Here is a 17857-nt window from a genome sequence, read left to right as displayed (position 1 = left end):
TCCGATTTGGGTGGGATTACCTATTGATTTTGATTTCCGTTTGCATTCCGATTAATTGTTCCAAATAATCACGTTGGTTAGACAATCTCGGAATTTTGTGTTGTCCGCCCAGTTTGTCTTGTTCTTTCAACCAATCGTAAAACAAATTTTCGCGGGCTACATTTATAGATAACTGATTTAAAGTCATATTATTATACCGTTTGGCTTCGTAATCCGAATTGATGGATTGTAAGGTTTCGTCTAACACTTTGGTAAATAATTGAATATTTTCAGGATGTTTTTTAAATTCAATCATCCATTCGTGTGCTCCTTTTTCTTTCCCTTTCATGAAAATAGGGGCAACAGTGTAATCTTTTACTTCACAATTCAACTGTGAACACGTTTTGGCAATAGCTGTATCGGTGTTTTCGACCATCAATTCTTCCCCAAAAACATTAATATGATGTTTGGTTCTACCGGAAACTCGAATTCGGTAAGGTTTTAACGATGTAAAACGAACCGTATCGCCAATCAAATAGCGCCATAAACCTGAATTGGTAGTGATGACAATAGCGTAATTTTTATACAATTCCACTTCAGAAAGGCGAATTATCTTCTGATTTTCGGTGCCAAAAGTATCCATTGGAATGAATTCATAGAAAATGCCGTAGTCCAGCATCAACAACAAATCATTCGAATAATTCAAATCCTGAATGGCAAAAAATCCTTCTGAAGCATTGTAAATTTCGTAGTATTTGAAATCGTTGCTCGGTAGAATTTTTTGGTATTGTTCTCGGTACGGTTCAAAATTGACACCGCCGTGAAAATATACTTCTAAATTAGGCCAAAGTTCGTACAAATTGGTGTTGTTGGTTTCAGTCAAAATGCGATTCAATAACACCAACATCCACGACGGAACGCCAGCAAAACTGGTTACATTTTCGTGTTTGGTTTCGTTGATGATGGCTGTGAGCTTGGTTTCCCATTCGCTCATCAACGATATTTTGTTGCTTGGCGTACTACTGAATTCGGCCCACATCGGCATGTTTTCAATCAGAATGGCCGACAAATCGCCAAACGATGTATTGTTGTTTTCGTAAATCTGTGAACTTCCGCCCAAGCGTAAACTTTTTCCCAAAAATAATTCCGAATTTTCGTTGTTATTCAAATACATACACAACAAATCTTTACTGCCTTTGTAATGACAATCTTCTAATGCTTCTGGGCTAACTGGTATGAATTTGCTTTTGGCATTGGTAGTTCCGCTCGATTTAGCAAACCATTTTATAGGTGTGTTCCAAAACACGTTTTGTGCGCCTTTTCGGGTCAGTTCAATCATCGGTTCGAGCTCTTCATAAGTCGAAACCGGAACGCGTTCGGTAAAAGTTTTGTAGTTTTTAACGGATTCAAAATCGTATTTTTTCCCCACAACGGTTTCTTCGCAGTTGCGGATCAAATTCATCAGTAATTCATCCTGAACTTCATGCGGATATTTTAAAAACAACTCAATCTGGTGAATGCGCTGTTTTAAAACCCAAGAAGCGATCGAATTAATGATTGGAAATGGCATTGGATATATAAATTACGAATTACAACTTTTGAATTATAACTTTAGAAGCTTAACTTTACCAAAAATAATGATTTTTGTTGAACTTGAAACGTTAAACCTGAAACTTTACACAAATGACTTACGAAGGTGTACTTACCAAAATGCAAACCGAATATGCCAATCCGATTCAATATTACTTGGTTTTTGAAAACAGTTTTTTGAATTTGAATCAGTTGTTGGACAAATCACTCGAAATTAATTTTGTGGGTTATCAATGTTTAGAATGCGGTAAAAAGAAGAAAATTTTCCGACAAGGTTTTTGCTACGACTGCTTTATGAGTAGTGCCGCTGCTGGCGATTGGATCATGAAACCCGAATTAAGTACGGCGCATTTGGACATTGAAGACCGCGATTTGGAATACGAAAAGAGAGTGCAATTGCAACCGCACATAGTATATTTGGCTCTTTCGAGTGAAGTAAAAGTAGGAGTGACGCGCAAAACTCAAGTGCCCACACGTTGGATTGATCAAGGTGCAGTTCAAGCCATTCCGATAGTGGAAGTTCCGAATCGCTATTTGGCCGGAATTACCGAAGTTGCCTTAAAAAATCATTATGCAGACAAAACCAATTGGCAAAAAATGCTCAAAAATGAAGTTCCGCCAGTAGATTTAATCAAAGAACGCGCTAGCTTGAAATACCTTATTCCCAAAGAAGTTCAAGAGTATTTTCATCCCGAAAAAGATGATGTTTACGATTTGTATTTCCCTGTTTTGGAATACCCAAAAAAAGTGTTGAGTTTGAATTTGGATAAATCACCTAATTTTTCTGGAAAACTTACCGGAATTAAAGGACAATACCTGATTTTTGAAGACGGAACCGTTTTTAATGTGCGTACGTTTGAAGGTTATGTGGTGAAGATTAATTTATAGTAATCGACCAACCCTCGAAGGGTTCCAAACCCTTCGAGGGTTAAAAACTACTTCGGAGGATCAGCTGGTTTTTCTTTTTTCTTTCCAAATAAACCGTTCAACAAATCTTTGGCTTTGGTTTCGGCTTGTTTTTTTACTTCCTCTTTTGGAGTTGCCGCTTTGGTTGTATCGCCAGGTTTGTTGTTCTTGTTTATCAAATTAGTTAAAGCGGTTGTGCCTTTTCCTACTAATTGTTCTTTTTGTTGTTTGACCAAATTAGTCACCAGCGAATTGGTAGCTTGTTTTACATCGGTAGTTACTTTTGGTTTTGAAAATGATCCTCCCAAAAGCGCGTTAATCGGAATATTTTCCAATTTAGCTGCATTGGCTGGAGTTAATTTAGCAATCAAAGCATTGGCTTCAGTTCCTAAATACTTGGCAGGAACATTCATTTTCACATTGTAATTCATCAATTGATCAAAACCGTGCGTTCCATCGATAGTTGCCGTAATATCTTGGTATTTGATGTTGAATGGTTTTACTGCTACTTTTCCGTCTTTGAAAGTTAAGGCTGCTTTGATGTCGTTCAGGTTCAATTTATTTATATCAATGAATTTTATATTCGAACCTAACGCACTTAACAAATTGGAATTACTCGGATTAACGGTTGTTGATAATAATTGTCCCAATAAATCACCCGAAATGGTTTTTAAATCGGGAGTCATTTCATTGGCATCTAAATTTCCAGAAAGTTTAATGTTTGAATTTAATTTTCCGTTGATGGCACCTGCAATTGGAGCTATTTTTTTCAACATATCCAATTGAGTGAACGTTTGAAAAATATCTACTTTATTCAAGTCCAAATCCATTTTGAAAGTAGGTGTTTTTTGTTTGGTCGAAACCATCCCGTTCAATCCAATTTGACCACCAAACACATTGGTTTTTACATTTTGTAATGTCACGGCTTGATCGCGAACAATCAGTTTTCCTGAACAATCTTTTAGTGTCAAATTATCATACAAAACCGTGTTGGCTTTGGCAGTTAATGTACAGTTTAAGAATGCTGGAATTTTCATGGCTTCGGTTTTTTTAGCCTCGCTTTCTTTTGTAGGTTCAGAAGTTGTCATGAAATCGGAAACGGCTAACGTATTAGAAACCATATCAAAATCACCTTTTAACTCTTGATTCCTGAATACAAATCCGTAGAAATTCTCCAAAACTCCAGTTACACTCAGATCACTTTTTCCAGTCGTAGCTTTGAATTGTTGTAAATTCACTCTGCTTGGATTGAATTGAACCAAAGCTGTACTAATATTCATTCCTTTTCCGTTTTCATCGGTGTATTTGAAACCCGATAAACTCATGGTTCCGGCATTGTTGATGTTTTGATACTGACTCGTTTCAACTGATTTCATGTCGAATTTAGTCGTCACATCGGCTTTTAGAATTCCAGTCAACGGTTTGTCCAATTTGATAGGATACGCTTTGGAAAGATTGGCCAAATTGATGGTTCCTTTCAAAGCAGCATCTACTAAAGCGTTGGTGGCTACATTTTTGATGTTGGCTTTGGCATTAAAAACGTCTTGGTCGATAGCGAACGATAGTTGGTCTAAGTTAACGTAAGTATCGTTCATTATTCCAGTTTCGTTTACTATTTTGGTATCGATTACGATGTTTTTAACTGATTTTGGTAAATCGGGATATTGAAAAGAAGCATTGTTGGATGCAATATCGATATTGAATTTTGGCACAGTAGTATCGGTCAACATTCCTTTAGCAAAACCTTTTACGGTAAAATCGCCCGAAGTTTTTACGTTTTCAATATTACTACGATAAGCTTCTGGAATCAATCCCAAGAAGTTTTTGAACGATGAGGTTGGTGTTTTAAAAGTCAAATCGTACATCTGACCTTGTTCAACCAACTGAATAAAACCGTCAAATTCTAGGGGTAAATCATTGATTTTGGCTTTATTTTCTTTGAAAGTATATTTGCTTTTGTTGAGGTCGATTCCTAAAACAGCTTCTAGTGAAACTTTTACGTTGTTCAGGTAATTCATTTTATCCATATTCAACGAAACGTTTGCAGTTGTTTCGGTGTCCAAATCCAAAACATCGTTGGCAAAATCGCCCGAACCACTGTGGTTGATGCTATCAAGAGTCATTTTGATTTTGGAAGCTTCGTCGGTGTATTTGAATTTAAAATTTTCAACTTCGTATTCTTTGATTTTCAATGCCAAAGGTTTGCTTTTGCCGTCGTCATTTTTATCTTGATTTTTCAGAGCAATGTCATAATTTCCAACACCATCTTTGTTGAAAATAATATTGATTAGTCCATTTTTTGACGAAATGGCTTCGATGTTCATCGGTTCATTATCATCATTGAACAATTCCATTACTGACATCTTCAGATTCAATTCTTCAAAAGCGACTAACGTATCACCTTCAAATGGCGCTCTGTTGATGATGGAAAGTTTGTCAATAGATACATTGGCTTTTGGGAAACTTTTGAATAAACTCAAATCGGCGTCTTCAAAGGCTACTTTGGCATCAACATTATCATTAATGGCTTTGGCTATTTTTGCTTTAATTTGATCTTCAAACAAATACGGAATTGCAAATGCAGAAACTACGAGTAAAAGAAGTACTATACCAACTATTTTTAAAATTTTCTTAATCATGACGGAATGAATTTACGGTGTAATTGATGTGCAATAATCTTGCCTTAATTATTCAAAAGTAAAATTAGTACTTTACACACAATTATGTTTATACTATTCCCATAAAAAATATAAAAATAATAGTTAAATTATATAAAAAAATCCGTTCATTTTTGCACAAGAACGGATTATAAAACAACTAACTCAACTGTCGTTTTTCGATCAATTTATTTTTATTTCATAAGGCATCATCGCTTGAACGCCTTTTAATTGTTGTAATCTTTTTAAACGTTGAAGAATTTCGTAATTTTCGATTCCTAATTCTTCTTTCATGATGGCTTCTTTGCTTTGTGCAAAACCAAATTGAGCCAAGACATCTTCAAAATCTTTTTCATATTCTGGGAAATCTTGAGTGCGGTATTCTTTAATTTTAGCTAACGAAGCTGCTTCTTTAATAGCATCGTCCATTCCGCCAATTTTGTCTACTAATCCAATTTTTAATGCATCTTGACCACTCCAAACTCTACCTTGACCAATAGAATCCACTTGAGCAAACGTTAGTTTTCGTCCAGCAGCCACACGATTCACAAAAGTAGAGTAGATTTTTTCTACACTTTCTTGATAGAAAGCACGAGTATTTTCGTCTAAATTCACAAAAGGAGTGTAATTATTTGCTCTTTCGTGGGTTTTTACTTGTTCGGTATTAATGCCTAATTTGTTGAAAGCTTGAGTGAAATTAGGTAATGTTCCAAAAACACCAATCGAACCTGTTATTGTGTTTGATTCTGCGTAAATTGTATTGGCATTACACGCAATATAATATCCGCCAGAAGCAGCCACATTTCCCATAGAAACAACAACTGGTTTTACTTTTTTGGTCAATTCGATTTCGCGCCAAATGAGTTCTGATGTCAAAGCGCTTCCACCCGGACTATCAATACGAAGTACAATGGCTTTTACGTTTTCGTCTTTTCGTGCTTCTTGTAGTGAACGACGCATAGAACCTTCACCAATGTAATTTACATCACCTTCGCCACTCAAAATTTCGCCTTGAGCATAAATAATGGCAATTTTATTTTTAGTGCTGTAATCGGCTGTTGTGGTTGCAATTTTTTCGGCGTAATCCTCAATTGAAACTTTGTTATAATCTTCATCAGCATCAACTTTTAATGCTTTTTTAATGTCGGCATGATATACGTCTTCGTATGCAATTTTGTCGATGAGTTTTTCTTTCAATGCCATTTCTGGTGTGCGAGCTAAAAGTCCGTTTGCAATTTCGTTCAAACGAGCGGTTGGGATGTTTCGGGTTTTTGAAATATCGGCAATTAAAGAATTCCAAACCGAGTTCAGTAAAGCTAATGTTTGTTCTTTATTGGCTTCACTCATTTTGTTTTCAAGGAAAGGTTCAACGGCACTTTTGTATTTTCCGTGACGAATCACTTCCATTTTTAAACCTGATTTTTCTTGAAAATCTTTAAAAAACATGATTTCTGTTGATAATCCTTTGAAATCAATTTCGCCGATTGGGTTCACATAAATCGCATTAGCAACCGAATTGAGGTAATAGTCTTTTTGCGTGTACACATCAGCGTACGAATACACAAATTTCTTCGATTGTTTAAAGTTTTCTAAAGCATCGCGAAGCGCTTTGGTTTGAGCAATTCCTAAATTAGAATTATTGTTTAGAATTGAAATTCCTTTGATGTTATCATCTGTTTTAGCGTATTCAATAGCTTCAATGATGTCAGATAAACCGTTGTGTTGATCTTTGTACCATTGAAAATCTTTGAAGTTGGTTTTTCCAGCATAATCGTAATTTACTTTTGACAAATCCAATTCGATTACTGATTTGTCGTTTACTTCAACTGTCTCTGAATCACCACCAAATAGAAGTCCAATCAATATAAATCCGAAGAAAAAAACCATAAGGAATACAAAAATTCCGACTACAGTTGCTAACACATTTCCTAAAAATCTCATACTTTTTAAATTTAGTACATAAGTTGTCATTTTATGTAATTTGTTACAATTTAAGATTAGAAATTCAAAAAAATAGTTATCAACACTAACGGTTTTGGGTTTAATTTTAAATTTCTTTTTAGTTATTTTGCGGGATATGAAATCGCAACATTGGGTTATACTTTCGTTAGGGAGCAATTTAGGAGATAGGCAGAAAAACATTCAGCACTGTATCGATTTGTTGCACAATGAAGTAGGTACTATTGTTAAGGTTTCTTCTTTGTTTGAATCGGATTCTTGGGGATTTGAGAGTGAGAAATTCTACAATTGTGCGGTGGTAATGCACACCCATTTAAAACCTCAAAAAGTGCTCAAACGAATACTTAAAGTGGAAAATACTTTAGGACGTATTCGCACTAATTCATCAGAATATCAGCCGAGAATAATTGATGTTGACATTGTTTCGTATGATGACGAAATCATACAGGAAGAGCAACTTCAAATTCCTCATAAATTTTTGAGTGAACGTTTGTTTGTGTTGCTTCCGATGCGTGAATTGATTTCGGATTGGAATCATCCTGAGTCAAAACTTTCGATTAATGAATTAATTGCAAAATGTCCAGATAAAGGAAGTTGCAAAGAAATTTCGAAATTAATTGCACCATTAAAAAAAATCAATTTAAGCACTTATAATTACATTGCGATTGAAGGAAATATCGGGGCTGGGAAAACGACTTTAACCACCAAAATGGCAGAGGATTTTAATGCTAAAACTGTTTTAGAACGATTTGCAGATAATCCGTTTTTGCCGAAGTTTTATAAAGATCAAAACCGTTATGCTTTTCCATTAGAAATGTCTTTTTTGGCTGATCGCTACCAACAGATTTCAGACGATTTAGCACAATTTGATTTGTTTAAGGATTTTATTGTTGCTGATTATCATATTTTTAAATCGTTGATATTTGCTAAAGTAACCTTGCAAGAAGACGAATACCGATTGTATAAAACGCTTTTTGATATCATTTACAAAGAAATGCCAAAGCCTGATTTGTATATTTATTTGTACCAGAATACTGAAAAATTACTGCAAAACATTAAACGGCGCGGCAGAAGTTACGAGCAAGAAATTCCTGCCGAATATTTAGAACGAATCAACGAAGGGTATTTGGATTACATCAAAACTCAAAAAGATTTGAATGTTTTAGTGATTGATGTTTCAGAAAAAGATTTTGTAAAGTACCAAAACGATTACATTTTCATTTTGGATGAAATTTATAAAAACTCTAACTAGTTTATCTTTTTAGCGAAAAATGCCCTCTGTTTTCAGGAAACGATTCGTTGATTTTGGCAATGTACCAATAGTCGGAAGCAGGAACGGTTTTTCCATTAAAAGTGCCATCCCAACTCGGATTTTCGCTGTTTATGACAAACATTAATTTGCCAAATCGATCAAATATTTTGATTTCGGCATTGGGGTAATTGTCAATTCCTTTTACGGTCCAGGTATCATTAAAAGTATCGCTGTTGGGTGTGAAGAAACTCGGAAACGAAACTACTATAAACGACTCACTGTCAAAACCACAATCATTACCGATTTCTCTGACTACACAAGTGTAAAATCCGCCCTCTGAAACATTAAAAACATTGGAAGATTGGAATGCAGTTCCGTCAATAGAGTATTCATAGATTCCATTTCCAGTAACAAAAATAGTCACTGTCAGATCAGAAACTTGAATACTGGTTATTTCTGGACGAGTATAGGCAAGAATGGTAAAATTTTTAACTTTAGAACAACTTTCGGGTACAGGTGTAGTAACTGTTACAGAATAATTGGTTTGTCCGTCATAAGGAATGGTCTGCGTTGTTGCGCCAGTTGACCAGAGATAACTCACATTTGTCACTCCAGCATCAAGAAGTAAAGCGTCGTTTTCACAGATGACAAAATTTTCATCTGTTACATTGGGAACTTGAAACACTTTTACTTCAATTGGAATTCTAACCGATAAACAACCATTATAATCAGCTTCAGCATAATAGGTTGTGTCTTGATTGATGTTGGGTACAACAAAATTGGTTCCGAGAAAAATAGGTGTTGTAGATGTTGGGCTATCGTACCAAAACATGATTCCAGATGTGGTTAAAACCTCAATTACTTTATAGCTTTCTTCACACATAAAATAAGGCGAATTTGCAGTTAAAATGGGTCGAGGAGTTACATAAGCGGCTACAGGAACTCTGTTGTCGTCTGGACAATTAGGAGAATGAGCCACCGCATAAAAAATGGTGTCAGCTGTTATTGTTGGTGTTGTAAAAGTGTTTCCTGTTGCTACTAAAGTGCCACCTGTTGCCGTGCTATACCAATGTACTACTCCAGTATTTGAAGTTGCTCCAATTGTAACACTACCATCACCACATCGGGTAGAGGTTGTTGTGTTAGTTATGGATGGTATTGTCAAGGTTGTGCTTGTGGAAATGTTTAAAATAGGATCACCAGGCATTCCGCCGTACTCAACTATGTATCCTTTGGGTTGATAATTTCCGCTTGTGTCTCCCGAATTTGATAAATCGTTCCACGAACCAGCAATTCCAACTCCAACAGCGGTAATGTGCGCGTAATCTTCATCACCTTGATTATTTGGTTCACCAGAGTTCCAAAAAGCATAATTATTAGTGTAACCCGTAAAGTTCCCAATCCAGAAAGTGGTTCCTAATTCAGGACCACTCATCCATTTCCATGTGCCTTCTGTTTCTTCATCGCTACCGCCAATCCATCCAGCACCAGTTGTTTGCTCGCCTGATATTTGAGCTTCATCAGCAGATGATATTGTGGCCAAATATCCTTGCAGTCCATAATAAGTTGAATTTTGGGCTAAGATTTTTGCGTCACTCCACAAAACTCCAACGTTGGGTTTGAATTCGTAATAATGTCCGTTGGATGGAAGGTAATTGGCTTGGCCAATTGTGATAGAAAAACTTCTGCTTCCTGTTGGATTTGCAGTGTTATTTGAAAACTCAACGTCTTCAATAGCGGCTTCTAGCTCGGCATAAGTGGGTTGAGATGAAATACCAGTCAAAGAAAGTTTTCCTGTGAAGTTATTCCAATTGGCAGTAATATTTGGATGAGTTCCAGTGAGAGTCAACACATCTTCATTGATTACGTATCCTGAAGAAATTTGAATATATACAGCGTCAATTCCGGTGTCGTCAGGATCTGTGAAACTCATATTTGTCACAATTTTCATTGAGCTTCCTGGACAATAAATTTGATTACCTGTAGCAACTAGAACAGGAGCAATATTATTAATTCCTCTCTTAACTGAATCATTTTTCGAAATAAAAACTGTAGAGTCACTAACTATTTTCAATCGTCTTGCATGAGAGAAAGAGATTGAAAATAATGTTATTAAAAGAAACAATAACAGTTGATTTTTCATAAAATAATTATTGACTCTTAGTGTTCATTTTTTGGTATAAATCCCAAACGACAATTCCTGCGCTTACAGATATATTTAATGAATGTTTGGTTCCAAGTTGCGGAATTTCTATGGTTCCGTCGCATAATTCAATGGCTTTTTGTGCAACGCCATATACTTCATTCCCAAAAACTAAAGCATATTTTTGATTGTTTTCAATAACAAAGTCGTTTAAAAAAACAGCATTTTCAACTTGTTCAACTGCGTACACTTTGGTTTGATTGGACTTCAATTTTTCTATAACGTTAGCAACCTCTTTCTCGTATTCCCATTCTACGGTTTCAGTTGCGCCAAGAGCAGTTTTGTGAATTTCTTTATTAGGAGGAATTGCTGTAATTCCGCACAAGTATATTTTTTCTATCAGGAAAGCATCTGAAGTTCTAAAAACCGAGCCAATGTTATGTAGACTTCTTATGTCGTCCAAAATAATGATTATTGGGGTTTTCGAAGCTTGCTTGAAATCGTCAACGGACTTTCGCTCCAATTCGCTATTTAACAATTTTCGCATCGCATTTTTTTGCAAAGGTATTTAAAAAAAATCCTCTTGCTCAACAACAAGAGGTGTAATTATAGCATGGATTATTTTTTTAACTTTTGGTTGGTTCGCTTGCTTTTGATGGTGGGCGAATGACATCTCCTTTGATTAAAAGAGTTTTTGTTGTTCCTTGAGCCGCGTTGGATGTGACCGTTATTGTTTTTGAAAAAGGCCCAGCTCGTGAAGTGTCGTATTTAACAATAATTACTCCTTTTTCACCTGGAGGAATAGAATCTTTAGGGAATGTTGGGACTGTGCAACCACAAGTGCTGTTGGCGCTTTTAATTAGTAAGGCCTTATTTCCGTTATTAGTAAACACAAACTCTCTTTCTCCTTTTGATTTGTGTGGGATGGTGCCGTAATCAATAACATCTGATTTAAAAAGCATCCCTGCTCCTTCAATTGCTTTCGGGGTTGTTTTAGTAATAACTGGTTTTTTAGCTTTAGGTTTTGCAGTCTGAGCATTTGAAAATGACAATCCAAAAACCACAAGTGATGCAATAAAAATCCACTTTTTCATGACAGAAACATTTTCAATTACCTACAAATTTAATGAAAATAATAAACTCATAGGTTATTGTTGATTTATTTTGGCGATTTTTATTTATTTATTAATCTTAAAAATATAAATTCGTGAACTAATAAAAAAAGCGTTACAATTGGGATCAAAAGAGAAGACAGTGAAGGAAACTCCATTAATGAAGCAGTACAACGAGATTAAAAGAAAGTATCCCGATGCTTGTTTACTTTTTCGAGTGGGTGATTTTTATGAAACTTTTGGAGAAGATGCTATTCGAGCTTCAAAAATACTCGGAATTGTGCTTACCAAACGCGGTGCAGGTTCTGAAACTGAAACAGCATTGGCAGGTTTCCCGCATCATTCATTAAACACCTATTTGCCTAAATTAGTTAAAGCAGGCTTGAGGGTTGCAATTTGCGATCAGTTGGAAGATCCTAAAATGACTAAAACCATTGTAAAACGTGGAGTTACTGAATTGGTTACACCTGGAGTCGCAATTAATGATGAGGTCTTACAATCCAAATCAAACAATTTTTTGGCTTCCATTTATTTTTCTAAAGCAACCAATGGAATATCTTTTTTGGATATTTCAACAGGTGAGTATTTGGTGGCTCAAGGCAATGATGAATACATTGATAAGTTATTGCAGAATTTTCAGCCGAGCGAAATTTTAATTGATAAAGCCAACAGAAACGTATTCAAAGAAAAGTTTGGCAATGATTTCAATACGTTTTATTTGGAAGATTGGGTTTTTAAAGAAGATTATGCTTTTCAAACGTTGACCAACCATTTTCAAACCAAATCATTAAAAGGATTCGGAGTTGAGGATTTGCCCAACGGAATCATAGCAGCTGGAGCTATTTTGTATTATTTATCAGAAACCCAACACAACAAAATTCAACACATTTCAAACATTCAACGCATTGCAGAAGACAGTTATGTTTGGATGGATAAATTCACCATCAGAAATTTAGAACTGTACCACAGCAATGCTCAAAATGCGGTTACTTTGTTTGATGTGATTGATAAAACCTTGTCACCAATGGGTTCGCGCTTACTCAAAAGATGGTTGGCTTTGCCATTAAAGGAGTTGAATGCCATTCGAAATCGTCATGAAGTAGTGGCTTATTTCAAAGAAAATCAAGAAATACTGAAGCAAATACAATATCAAATCAAGCAAATTTCCGATTTGGAACGTTTGATTTCGAAGTTGGCAACAGGGAAAATTTCACCTAGAGAAGTCATATATCTTAAAGATTCTTTGGATGCCATTATCCCGATAAAAACAATTGCTTTAGAAAGCAAGCAAGAAGCCGTTCGAGTGATTGGAGATAGTTTGCATGCTTGTGAATTATTAAGAGAGAAAATAAAAACTACTCTAAATCCGGATGCTCCAGTGGCGATTTCAAAAGGAAATGCAATTGCGGTTGGAGTTCATGCCGAACTGGACGATCTTCGGAATATTTCCACTTCGGGTAAAGAATTTTTAGAAAGTATTGAACGAAGAGAATCGGAACGTACGGGAATTTCATCGTTAAAAATATCGTTTAATAATGTTTTTGGATATTACATTGAGGTTCGAAATACACACAAAGACAAAGTTCCGACTGAATGGATACGCAAGCAAACCTTAGTAAATGCAGAGCGTTACATTACTGAAGAGCTTAAAGAATACGAAACCAAAATTTTGGGTGCTGAAGAAAAAATTCACCAAATAGAAAGTCAGTTGTTTGAACAATTGATAGTGTGGATTGCAACTTACATAAAACCAGTACAGTTAAACGCTAATTTAGTTGCGCAGTTGGATTGTTTGACTGCTTTTGCTCAATTGGCCATCGAAAATAATTATTCGTGTCCAGTTTTAGATGATAGCTTTGATTTAGAAATTACCAATGGAAGGCATCCAGTTATTGAAAAACGATTGCCAGTAGATGTTCCGTATATCGCTAATGATGTTTTTTTAGACCGCGAAACACAGCAGATGATTATGATTACGGGTCCGAATATGTCGGGTAAATCAGCTATTTTAAGACAAACTGCTTTGATCGTGCTGTTGGCTCAAATAGGAAGTTTTGTTCCTGCCGAAAAGGTGCGTATGGGAATTGTCGATAAAATATTTACACGTGTCGGAGCAAGTGATAATATTTCGATGGGCGAATCTACTTTTATGGTGGAGATGAACGAAACTGCGTCAATTTTGAACAATATTTCGGATCGAAGTTTGGTGTTGTTGGATGAAATTGGACGCGGAACAAGTACGTACGACGGAATTTCAATTGCTTGGGCGATATCCGAATTTTTGCACGAAAATCCGGCTCGACCTAAAACGCTTTTTGCAACGCATTATCATGAATTGAATGAAATGTCGGAACAATTTTCTCGAATCCAGAACTATAATGTATCCGTAAAAGAATTGAAAGATACTGTGCTTTTTATTAGAAAGCTAGTTAAAGGAGGTAGTGCACACAGTTTTGGAATTCATGTTGCAAAAATGGCCGGAATGCCACAAACAGTAATACAAAGAGCGCAGAAATTATTAAAAAAACTAGAGAAGAATCATTCTGGCGAAGAGTTATCAGGCATAAAATCGATGAAAGACGATATGCAGTTGAGTATTTTTAATTTGGATGATCCATTGTTGGAAGAAATTAAAGAAGAGATTTTACATTTAGATATTAATACGCTTACACCAGTTGAAGCCTTGATGAAGTTAAATGAAATAAAAAGAATGTTGCAAAAAAAGTAATGTTTGGGTTATCAGAGAGTTAAAATAAACCTTTTATTTTTTTCTAAAAAACCTTTGCATAATTCAATTTAAATAGTACATTTGCATCCGCAATACGAGATAAGTGTTGTAGTTCTTTAACAAGATGAAAGTGAAAATAGCTCAAATTAGAGCGCGATTTAGCTTCCAGCAAATCGAGGTCTATTGAGTTGTTTTTAAATAAATGCGAAAATAGCTCAGTTGGTAGAGCGCGACCTTGCCAAGGTCGAGGTCGCGGGTTCGAACCCCGTTTTTCGCTCAACTACCTAACAAGTTTAAGTGTTGAATTTTAATTTTTAAATTAGTAATTCAGTACAAAGACTAAATGCTCGAGTGGTGAATATATTTTAATTAATTTTTTCTAAAAATTAAATATTCATTATAAAAGCGAAACTGCTCGAGTGGTGGAATTGGTAGACACGCTGGACTTAAAATCCAGTGGGTAGTAATGCCCGTGCGGGTTCAAGTCCCGCCTTGAGTACATAAAGCTTTATTCGTTTTCGAATAGAGCTTTTTTTTTGGATTTTTTTAATGATTTTCAATTATATAATGGGAACTTTTGTAATCAGCAAGCGCCAAAATGGATACTATAAATATGAATTTACTTCTCGAAAAGGGAAAGTGATATTTACAAGTAATGATTTTGAGTTGCGTTTTGAATGCAAAGATGATATTGAAATTTTAAAGAGATCGCTTGACAAAATTACCTTTATGAAATTTAAATCCAAAAACGGTAAATTGTATTTTAAGGTGATTTTGAATGATAAGGAGATTGCAGTAAGCAGAAGGTATTCAACATTGCTATTGTTGGAGAAAGGAATGAATGATGTTTTAAAATATTCGCCGCAATCTGAGATTTTAGACTTCACAAATCAGTTTATTGACTTTGATTCATAAAAAAAGCCTCACATTGTGAGGCTTTATTTCGTCTGTTAGCTTTTAATTACTTAGCAGCTGGAGCTTCTGTAGCTGGAGCTTCAGTAGCAGCAGAATCAGTAGTAGCAGTAGTAGAATCAGCAACAGGAGCAGCTTCTTCAACAGCAGGAGTTTCAGTAGCAACTGAATCAGTAGCAACTTCAGTCTCAGCCTCAGCTTGTTTACAAGATACTACAGTTAATGCAGCAACGAAAGCTAAACTTAAAAATACTTTTTTCATCTTAATTAAATATAAAAGGTTAATTATTAATTCGGAGCAAAGATATAAATTTTTTTATTTAGAAAAATATTTATTTCACTTTTTTTGAAATTTTTCTCTTTGAATTCCGAAATTCTACTTCACAAACTCTATGCCAAACTTATGTTAAAGAACAATTATTTTTTCTTTACAGGGTAAATTATTTTCAATTCATCAATTAAATTTTTCGCTCCTGCATATTTATCAATGATGAAAAGAATGTATCGTGCATCTACCATAATGTTTCTACAAATGGCTGGATCGTAGTAAATATCACTCATTGTTCCTTCCCAAACACGATCAAAATTCAAACCAATTAAGTTTCCGTCAGCATCTAACGCTGGACTTCCAGAGTTTCCACCTGTTGTATGATTGGTCGCTATGAACGCTACAGGCATTTTTCCTTTTGTTCCGTATTTACCATAATCTTTAGCATTGTACAAATCAATCAGTTTTTTGGGAACGTCAAATTCATAATCACCAGGAACGTATTTTTCCATAACACCATCCAAGTAGGTAATAGGTTCGTAATAAACGGCATCATTCGGTTTGTATCCTTTTACTTTTCCGTAAGTTACTCTCAAAGTACTGTTAGCATCAGGAAAAATGCGTGCTGATTTCGGACTCAATTCCAAAATGGCTTTCATATACGTTCTTTGTAAGGCGATGTTTTTTAAGTTGATCTCGTCGTATTTAGGAGCAACGTTTTTAGAATACGCATCAGCCATCGATTTAATTAATTGATAACCATTGTCACTGTTTATTTTATCTAAAACTGTTTTGGTATCGCCAGTTAACAAGTCTTTTATTTTATCATAACTGACTAATTTTGAATTACCATATATTGAAGAAGATAATGCTTTGGCATCCAAATTTTCTAATGAAGAAGGTAAAAACTGTTTTGGGTAACGTTTGGCGTAAATCGCAATGAGTTGTTCAAAAACTTTTTCATCTACTGTTGCATTAAAATCTTTGTAGAAATCACCTAAACCATTAATCAGATTGTTTTTTCTATCCGTAAAAGCTTGTTCTCCTTTTGTGGTGTGCAATTGTTCTAATTGATAAATTTTGTAACCCAATGATAGTAATTCAGTATTGCGCAAAGCAACTTCTGTAAATACATCGCGTGCTAAGGCATAATCCTTAATTTCGCTGTAATTTTTTTGAAAATCGGTCAACAGGTTGCCGTATTCTGCTTGTTTTCCTGCTTTAACAACTTTTTGTTGAAAATCCTTTTCAAACTTTTGTTTTACAGCTACTGCATTTGATTTTTTCAAGCCTTTGGTTTCTCCAATCCACTTTTTCCAATAATTGGCTACACTAGCATATTTTGAAGCATATTGAATTTTAATCGCATTGTCTTTTCGCATGAATCCGTCTTGTACTTTTAAGGCTGCATCGCGAACTTCAATTTTTGCAGGATTTAACTCGGTAATGATTTGTTCCACTGCGTACGATGGCAAATACTCTTGCGTTCGACCAGGATAACCCATTACCATAGTAAAATCATTTTCCTTAATTCCTTTGGCAGAAATGGGTAAAAAATGTTTGGGTTTGTACGGAACATTGTCTTTTGAATAAGCTGCAGGACGATTGTCTTTGTCTGCGTAAATTCTAAACAACGAAAAATCGCCAGTGTGACGAGGCCAAACCCAGTTATCAGTATCCGAACCAAATTTTCCTATTGAACTTGGCGGTGCGCCTACTAAACGAACATCTTTAAATGTTTCAGTAACAAAAAGTAAGTATTGATTTCCGTCGTAAAAAGTTCTAATGCGGTTCTCCTGCCACGATTCTTTTGGTGAAGAAGTACTCAAAGCACTGATGTTGTCTTGAATTTTCTTCTGTTTTTCGGTTTCTGTAGCCAATCCGGAAACACCATCTAGAATCTTTTTGGTTACGTCTTCGATGCGAACAATAAAAGTAACTACCAAATCTTTATTAGGCAATTCGTCTTCCATTTTATAAGCCCAAAAACCATCAGTTAAATAATCGTGTTCAACGCTTGAATGACTTTGAATGTTATCAAAACCACAGTGATGATTGGTCAATATCAATCCTTTGGGCGAAATTACTTCAGCAGTACAACCACCGTCAAAATGCGGAACAGCATCTTTCAAACTCGATTGGTTTACCGAATAAATCTGCTCTGCTGTAATACGCATTCCCAAGTTTTTCATCTCAGTTTCGTTCATTCCTTTCAATAACGAAGGAATCCACATTCCGCCTTGTTGGGCTTGAACTTGTAAAGCAATAAATAAGAATACTAGTTTAATGTATTTCATCTTTAGATTTTTAGAATAGTTAGCTGTTTTTTATGAGGATTACAAAATCGTAGG

At 35.3% G+C, this 17857-nt stretch carries 12 protein-coding genes and 2 tRNA genes; 6 read left to right on the top strand and 8 right to left on the bottom strand.

The window, feature by feature from the left end:
- Positions 1 to 16: 16 nt before the first annotated feature.
- A complete protein-coding gene (locus VK161_RS14945) occupies positions 17 to 1549 on the bottom strand; it encodes a GH3 auxin-responsive promoter family protein (protein ID WP_324215595.1) in 1533 nt (510 codons plus the stop codon).
- A 113-nt stretch (positions 1550 to 1662) separates the two neighbouring features.
- Here VK161_RS14945 and VK161_RS14940 point away from each other — a divergent pair, with 113 nt between their 5' ends.
- Complete coding sequence (locus VK161_RS14940) at positions 1663 to 2457, top strand: DUF2797 domain-containing protein (RefSeq protein ID WP_324215594.1); 795 nt, start codon at positions 1663 to 1665, stop codon at positions 2455 to 2457.
- 47 nt (positions 2458 to 2504) lie between these two features.
- Here VK161_RS14940 and VK161_RS14935 read toward each other — a convergent pair whose 3' ends face one another.
- Both VK161_RS14935 and sppA read right to left on the bottom strand, forming a co-directional pair.
- On the bottom strand, positions 2505 to 5114 hold the full coding sequence (locus VK161_RS14935; protein WP_324215593.1) for an AsmA-like C-terminal region-containing protein: 2610 nt from the start codon (positions 5112 to 5114) through the stop codon (positions 2505 to 2507).
- A 201-nt stretch (positions 5115 to 5315) separates the two neighbouring features.
- Positions 5316 to 7073, bottom strand: coding sequence for a signal peptide peptidase SppA (sppA, locus tag VK161_RS14930; protein ID WP_324215592.1), 1758 nt, complete (start codon positions 7071 to 7073; stop codon positions 5316 to 5318).
- A 136-nt stretch (positions 7074 to 7209) separates the two neighbouring features.
- Here sppA and folK point away from each other — a divergent pair, with 136 nt between their 5' ends.
- Complete coding sequence (gene folK / locus VK161_RS14925; RefSeq protein WP_324215591.1) at positions 7210 to 8343, top strand: 2-amino-4-hydroxy-6-hydroxymethyldihydropteridine diphosphokinase; 1134 nt, start codon at positions 7210 to 7212, stop codon at positions 8341 to 8343.
- A gap of 1 nt (position 8344) precedes the next feature.
- Here folK and VK161_RS14920 read toward each other — a convergent pair whose 3' ends face one another.
- From VK161_RS14920 to VK161_RS14910, 3 genes are all read right to left on the bottom strand, one after another.
- Entirely contained in the window at positions 8345 to 10486 is a 2142-nt protein-coding gene (locus VK161_RS14920; RefSeq protein ID WP_324215590.1) for a T9SS type B sorting domain-containing protein, read from the bottom strand.
- Positions 10487 to 10493: 7 nt separating this feature from the next.
- Positions 10494 to 11033, bottom strand: a complete 540-nt coding sequence (locus tag VK161_RS14915; RefSeq protein WP_324215589.1) for an RNA methyltransferase — start codon at positions 11031 to 11033, stop codon at positions 10494 to 10496.
- 79 nt (positions 11034 to 11112) lie between these two features.
- A complete protein-coding gene (locus tag VK161_RS14910) occupies positions 11113 to 11580 on the bottom strand; it encodes a DUF1573 domain-containing protein (protein ID WP_324215588.1) in 468 nt (155 codons plus the stop codon).
- A gap of 139 nt (positions 11581 to 11719) precedes the next feature.
- Between VK161_RS14910 and mutS the strand changes: the two genes are divergently transcribed.
- The 4 genes from mutS to VK161_RS14890 all read left to right on the top strand — a co-directional run bounded on the left by mutS (position 11720) and on the right by VK161_RS14890 (position 15241).
- Positions 11720 to 14326: a DNA mismatch repair protein MutS gene (gene mutS, locus VK161_RS14905; RefSeq protein ID WP_324215587.1), complete on the top strand. Its 2607-nt coding sequence runs from the start codon at positions 11720 to 11722 to the stop codon at positions 14324 to 14326.
- A 204-nt stretch (positions 14327 to 14530) separates the two neighbouring features.
- A tRNA-Gly gene (locus VK161_RS14900) sits at positions 14531 to 14603 on the top strand.
- A 136-nt stretch (positions 14604 to 14739) separates the two neighbouring features.
- Positions 14740 to 14825: transfer RNA gene (locus tag VK161_RS14895), tRNA-Leu, on the top strand.
- A 230-nt stretch (positions 14826 to 15055) separates the two neighbouring features.
- Positions 15056 to 15241 (top strand): hypothetical protein, encoded by a 186-nt coding sequence (locus VK161_RS14890; protein ID WP_324215586.1) that lies wholly within the window; start codon positions 15056 to 15058, stop codon positions 15239 to 15241.
- A 46-nt stretch (positions 15242 to 15287) separates the two neighbouring features.
- Here VK161_RS14890 and VK161_RS14885 read toward each other — a convergent pair whose 3' ends face one another.
- Together VK161_RS14885 and VK161_RS14880 are read right to left on the bottom strand one after the other, a co-directional pair.
- Complete coding sequence (locus tag VK161_RS14885; RefSeq protein ID WP_324215585.1) at positions 15288 to 15500, bottom strand: hypothetical protein; 213 nt, start codon at positions 15498 to 15500, stop codon at positions 15288 to 15290.
- Between the two features lie 155 nt (positions 15501 to 15655).
- Positions 15656 to 17803, bottom strand: a complete 2148-nt coding sequence (locus VK161_RS14880; RefSeq protein WP_324215584.1) for a S46 family peptidase — start codon at positions 17801 to 17803, stop codon at positions 15656 to 15658.
- Between the last annotated feature and the right edge of the window lie 54 nt (positions 17804 to 17857).

Origin of the sequence: Flavobacterium sp., assembly GCF_035299245.1 — a bacterium.
Taxonomy (GTDB): Bacteria; Bacteroidota; Bacteroidia; order Flavobacteriales; family Flavobacteriaceae; genus Flavobacterium.
This window is presented reverse-complemented; position numbering and strand designations above follow the sequence as displayed.

Coding starts and splice junctions, on each gene's coding strand:
- folK (WP_324215591.1), top strand. CDS start 7,210: ATGAAATCGCAACATTGGGTTATACTTTCGTTAGGGAGCAATTTAGGA.
- VK161_RS14910 (WP_324215588.1), bottom strand. CDS start 11,580: ATGAAAAAGTGGATTTTTATTGCATCACTTGTGGTTTTTGGATTGTCA.
- VK161_RS14935 (WP_324215593.1), bottom strand. CDS start 5,114: ATGATTAAGAAAATTTTAAAAATAGTTGGTATAGTACTTCTTTTACTC.
- VK161_RS14880 (WP_324215584.1), bottom strand. CDS start 17,803: ATGAAATACATTAAACTAGTATTCTTATTTATTGCTTTACAAGTTCAA.
- sppA (WP_324215592.1), bottom strand. CDS start 7,073: ATGAGATTTTTAGGAAATGTGTTAGCAACTGTAGTCGGAATTTTTGTA.
- VK161_RS14940 (WP_324215594.1), top strand. CDS start 1,663: ATGACTTACGAAGGTGTACTTACCAAAATGCAAACCGAATATGCCAAT.
- VK161_RS14920 (WP_324215590.1), bottom strand. CDS start 10,486: ATGAAAAATCAACTGTTATTGTTTCTTTTAATAACATTATTTTCAATC.
- VK161_RS14890 (WP_324215586.1), top strand. CDS start 15,056: ATGAAATTTAAATCCAAAAACGGTAAATTGTATTTTAAGGTGATTTTG.
- VK161_RS14915 (WP_324215589.1), bottom strand. CDS start 11,033: ATGCGAAAATTGTTAAATAGCGAATTGGAGCGAAAGTCCGTTGACGAT.
- VK161_RS14945 (WP_324215595.1), bottom strand. CDS start 1,549: ATGCCATTTCCAATCATTAATTCGATCGCTTCTTGGGTTTTAAAACAG.
- VK161_RS14885 (WP_324215585.1), bottom strand. CDS start 15,500: ATGAAAAAAGTATTTTTAAGTTTAGCTTTCGTTGCTGCATTAACTGTA.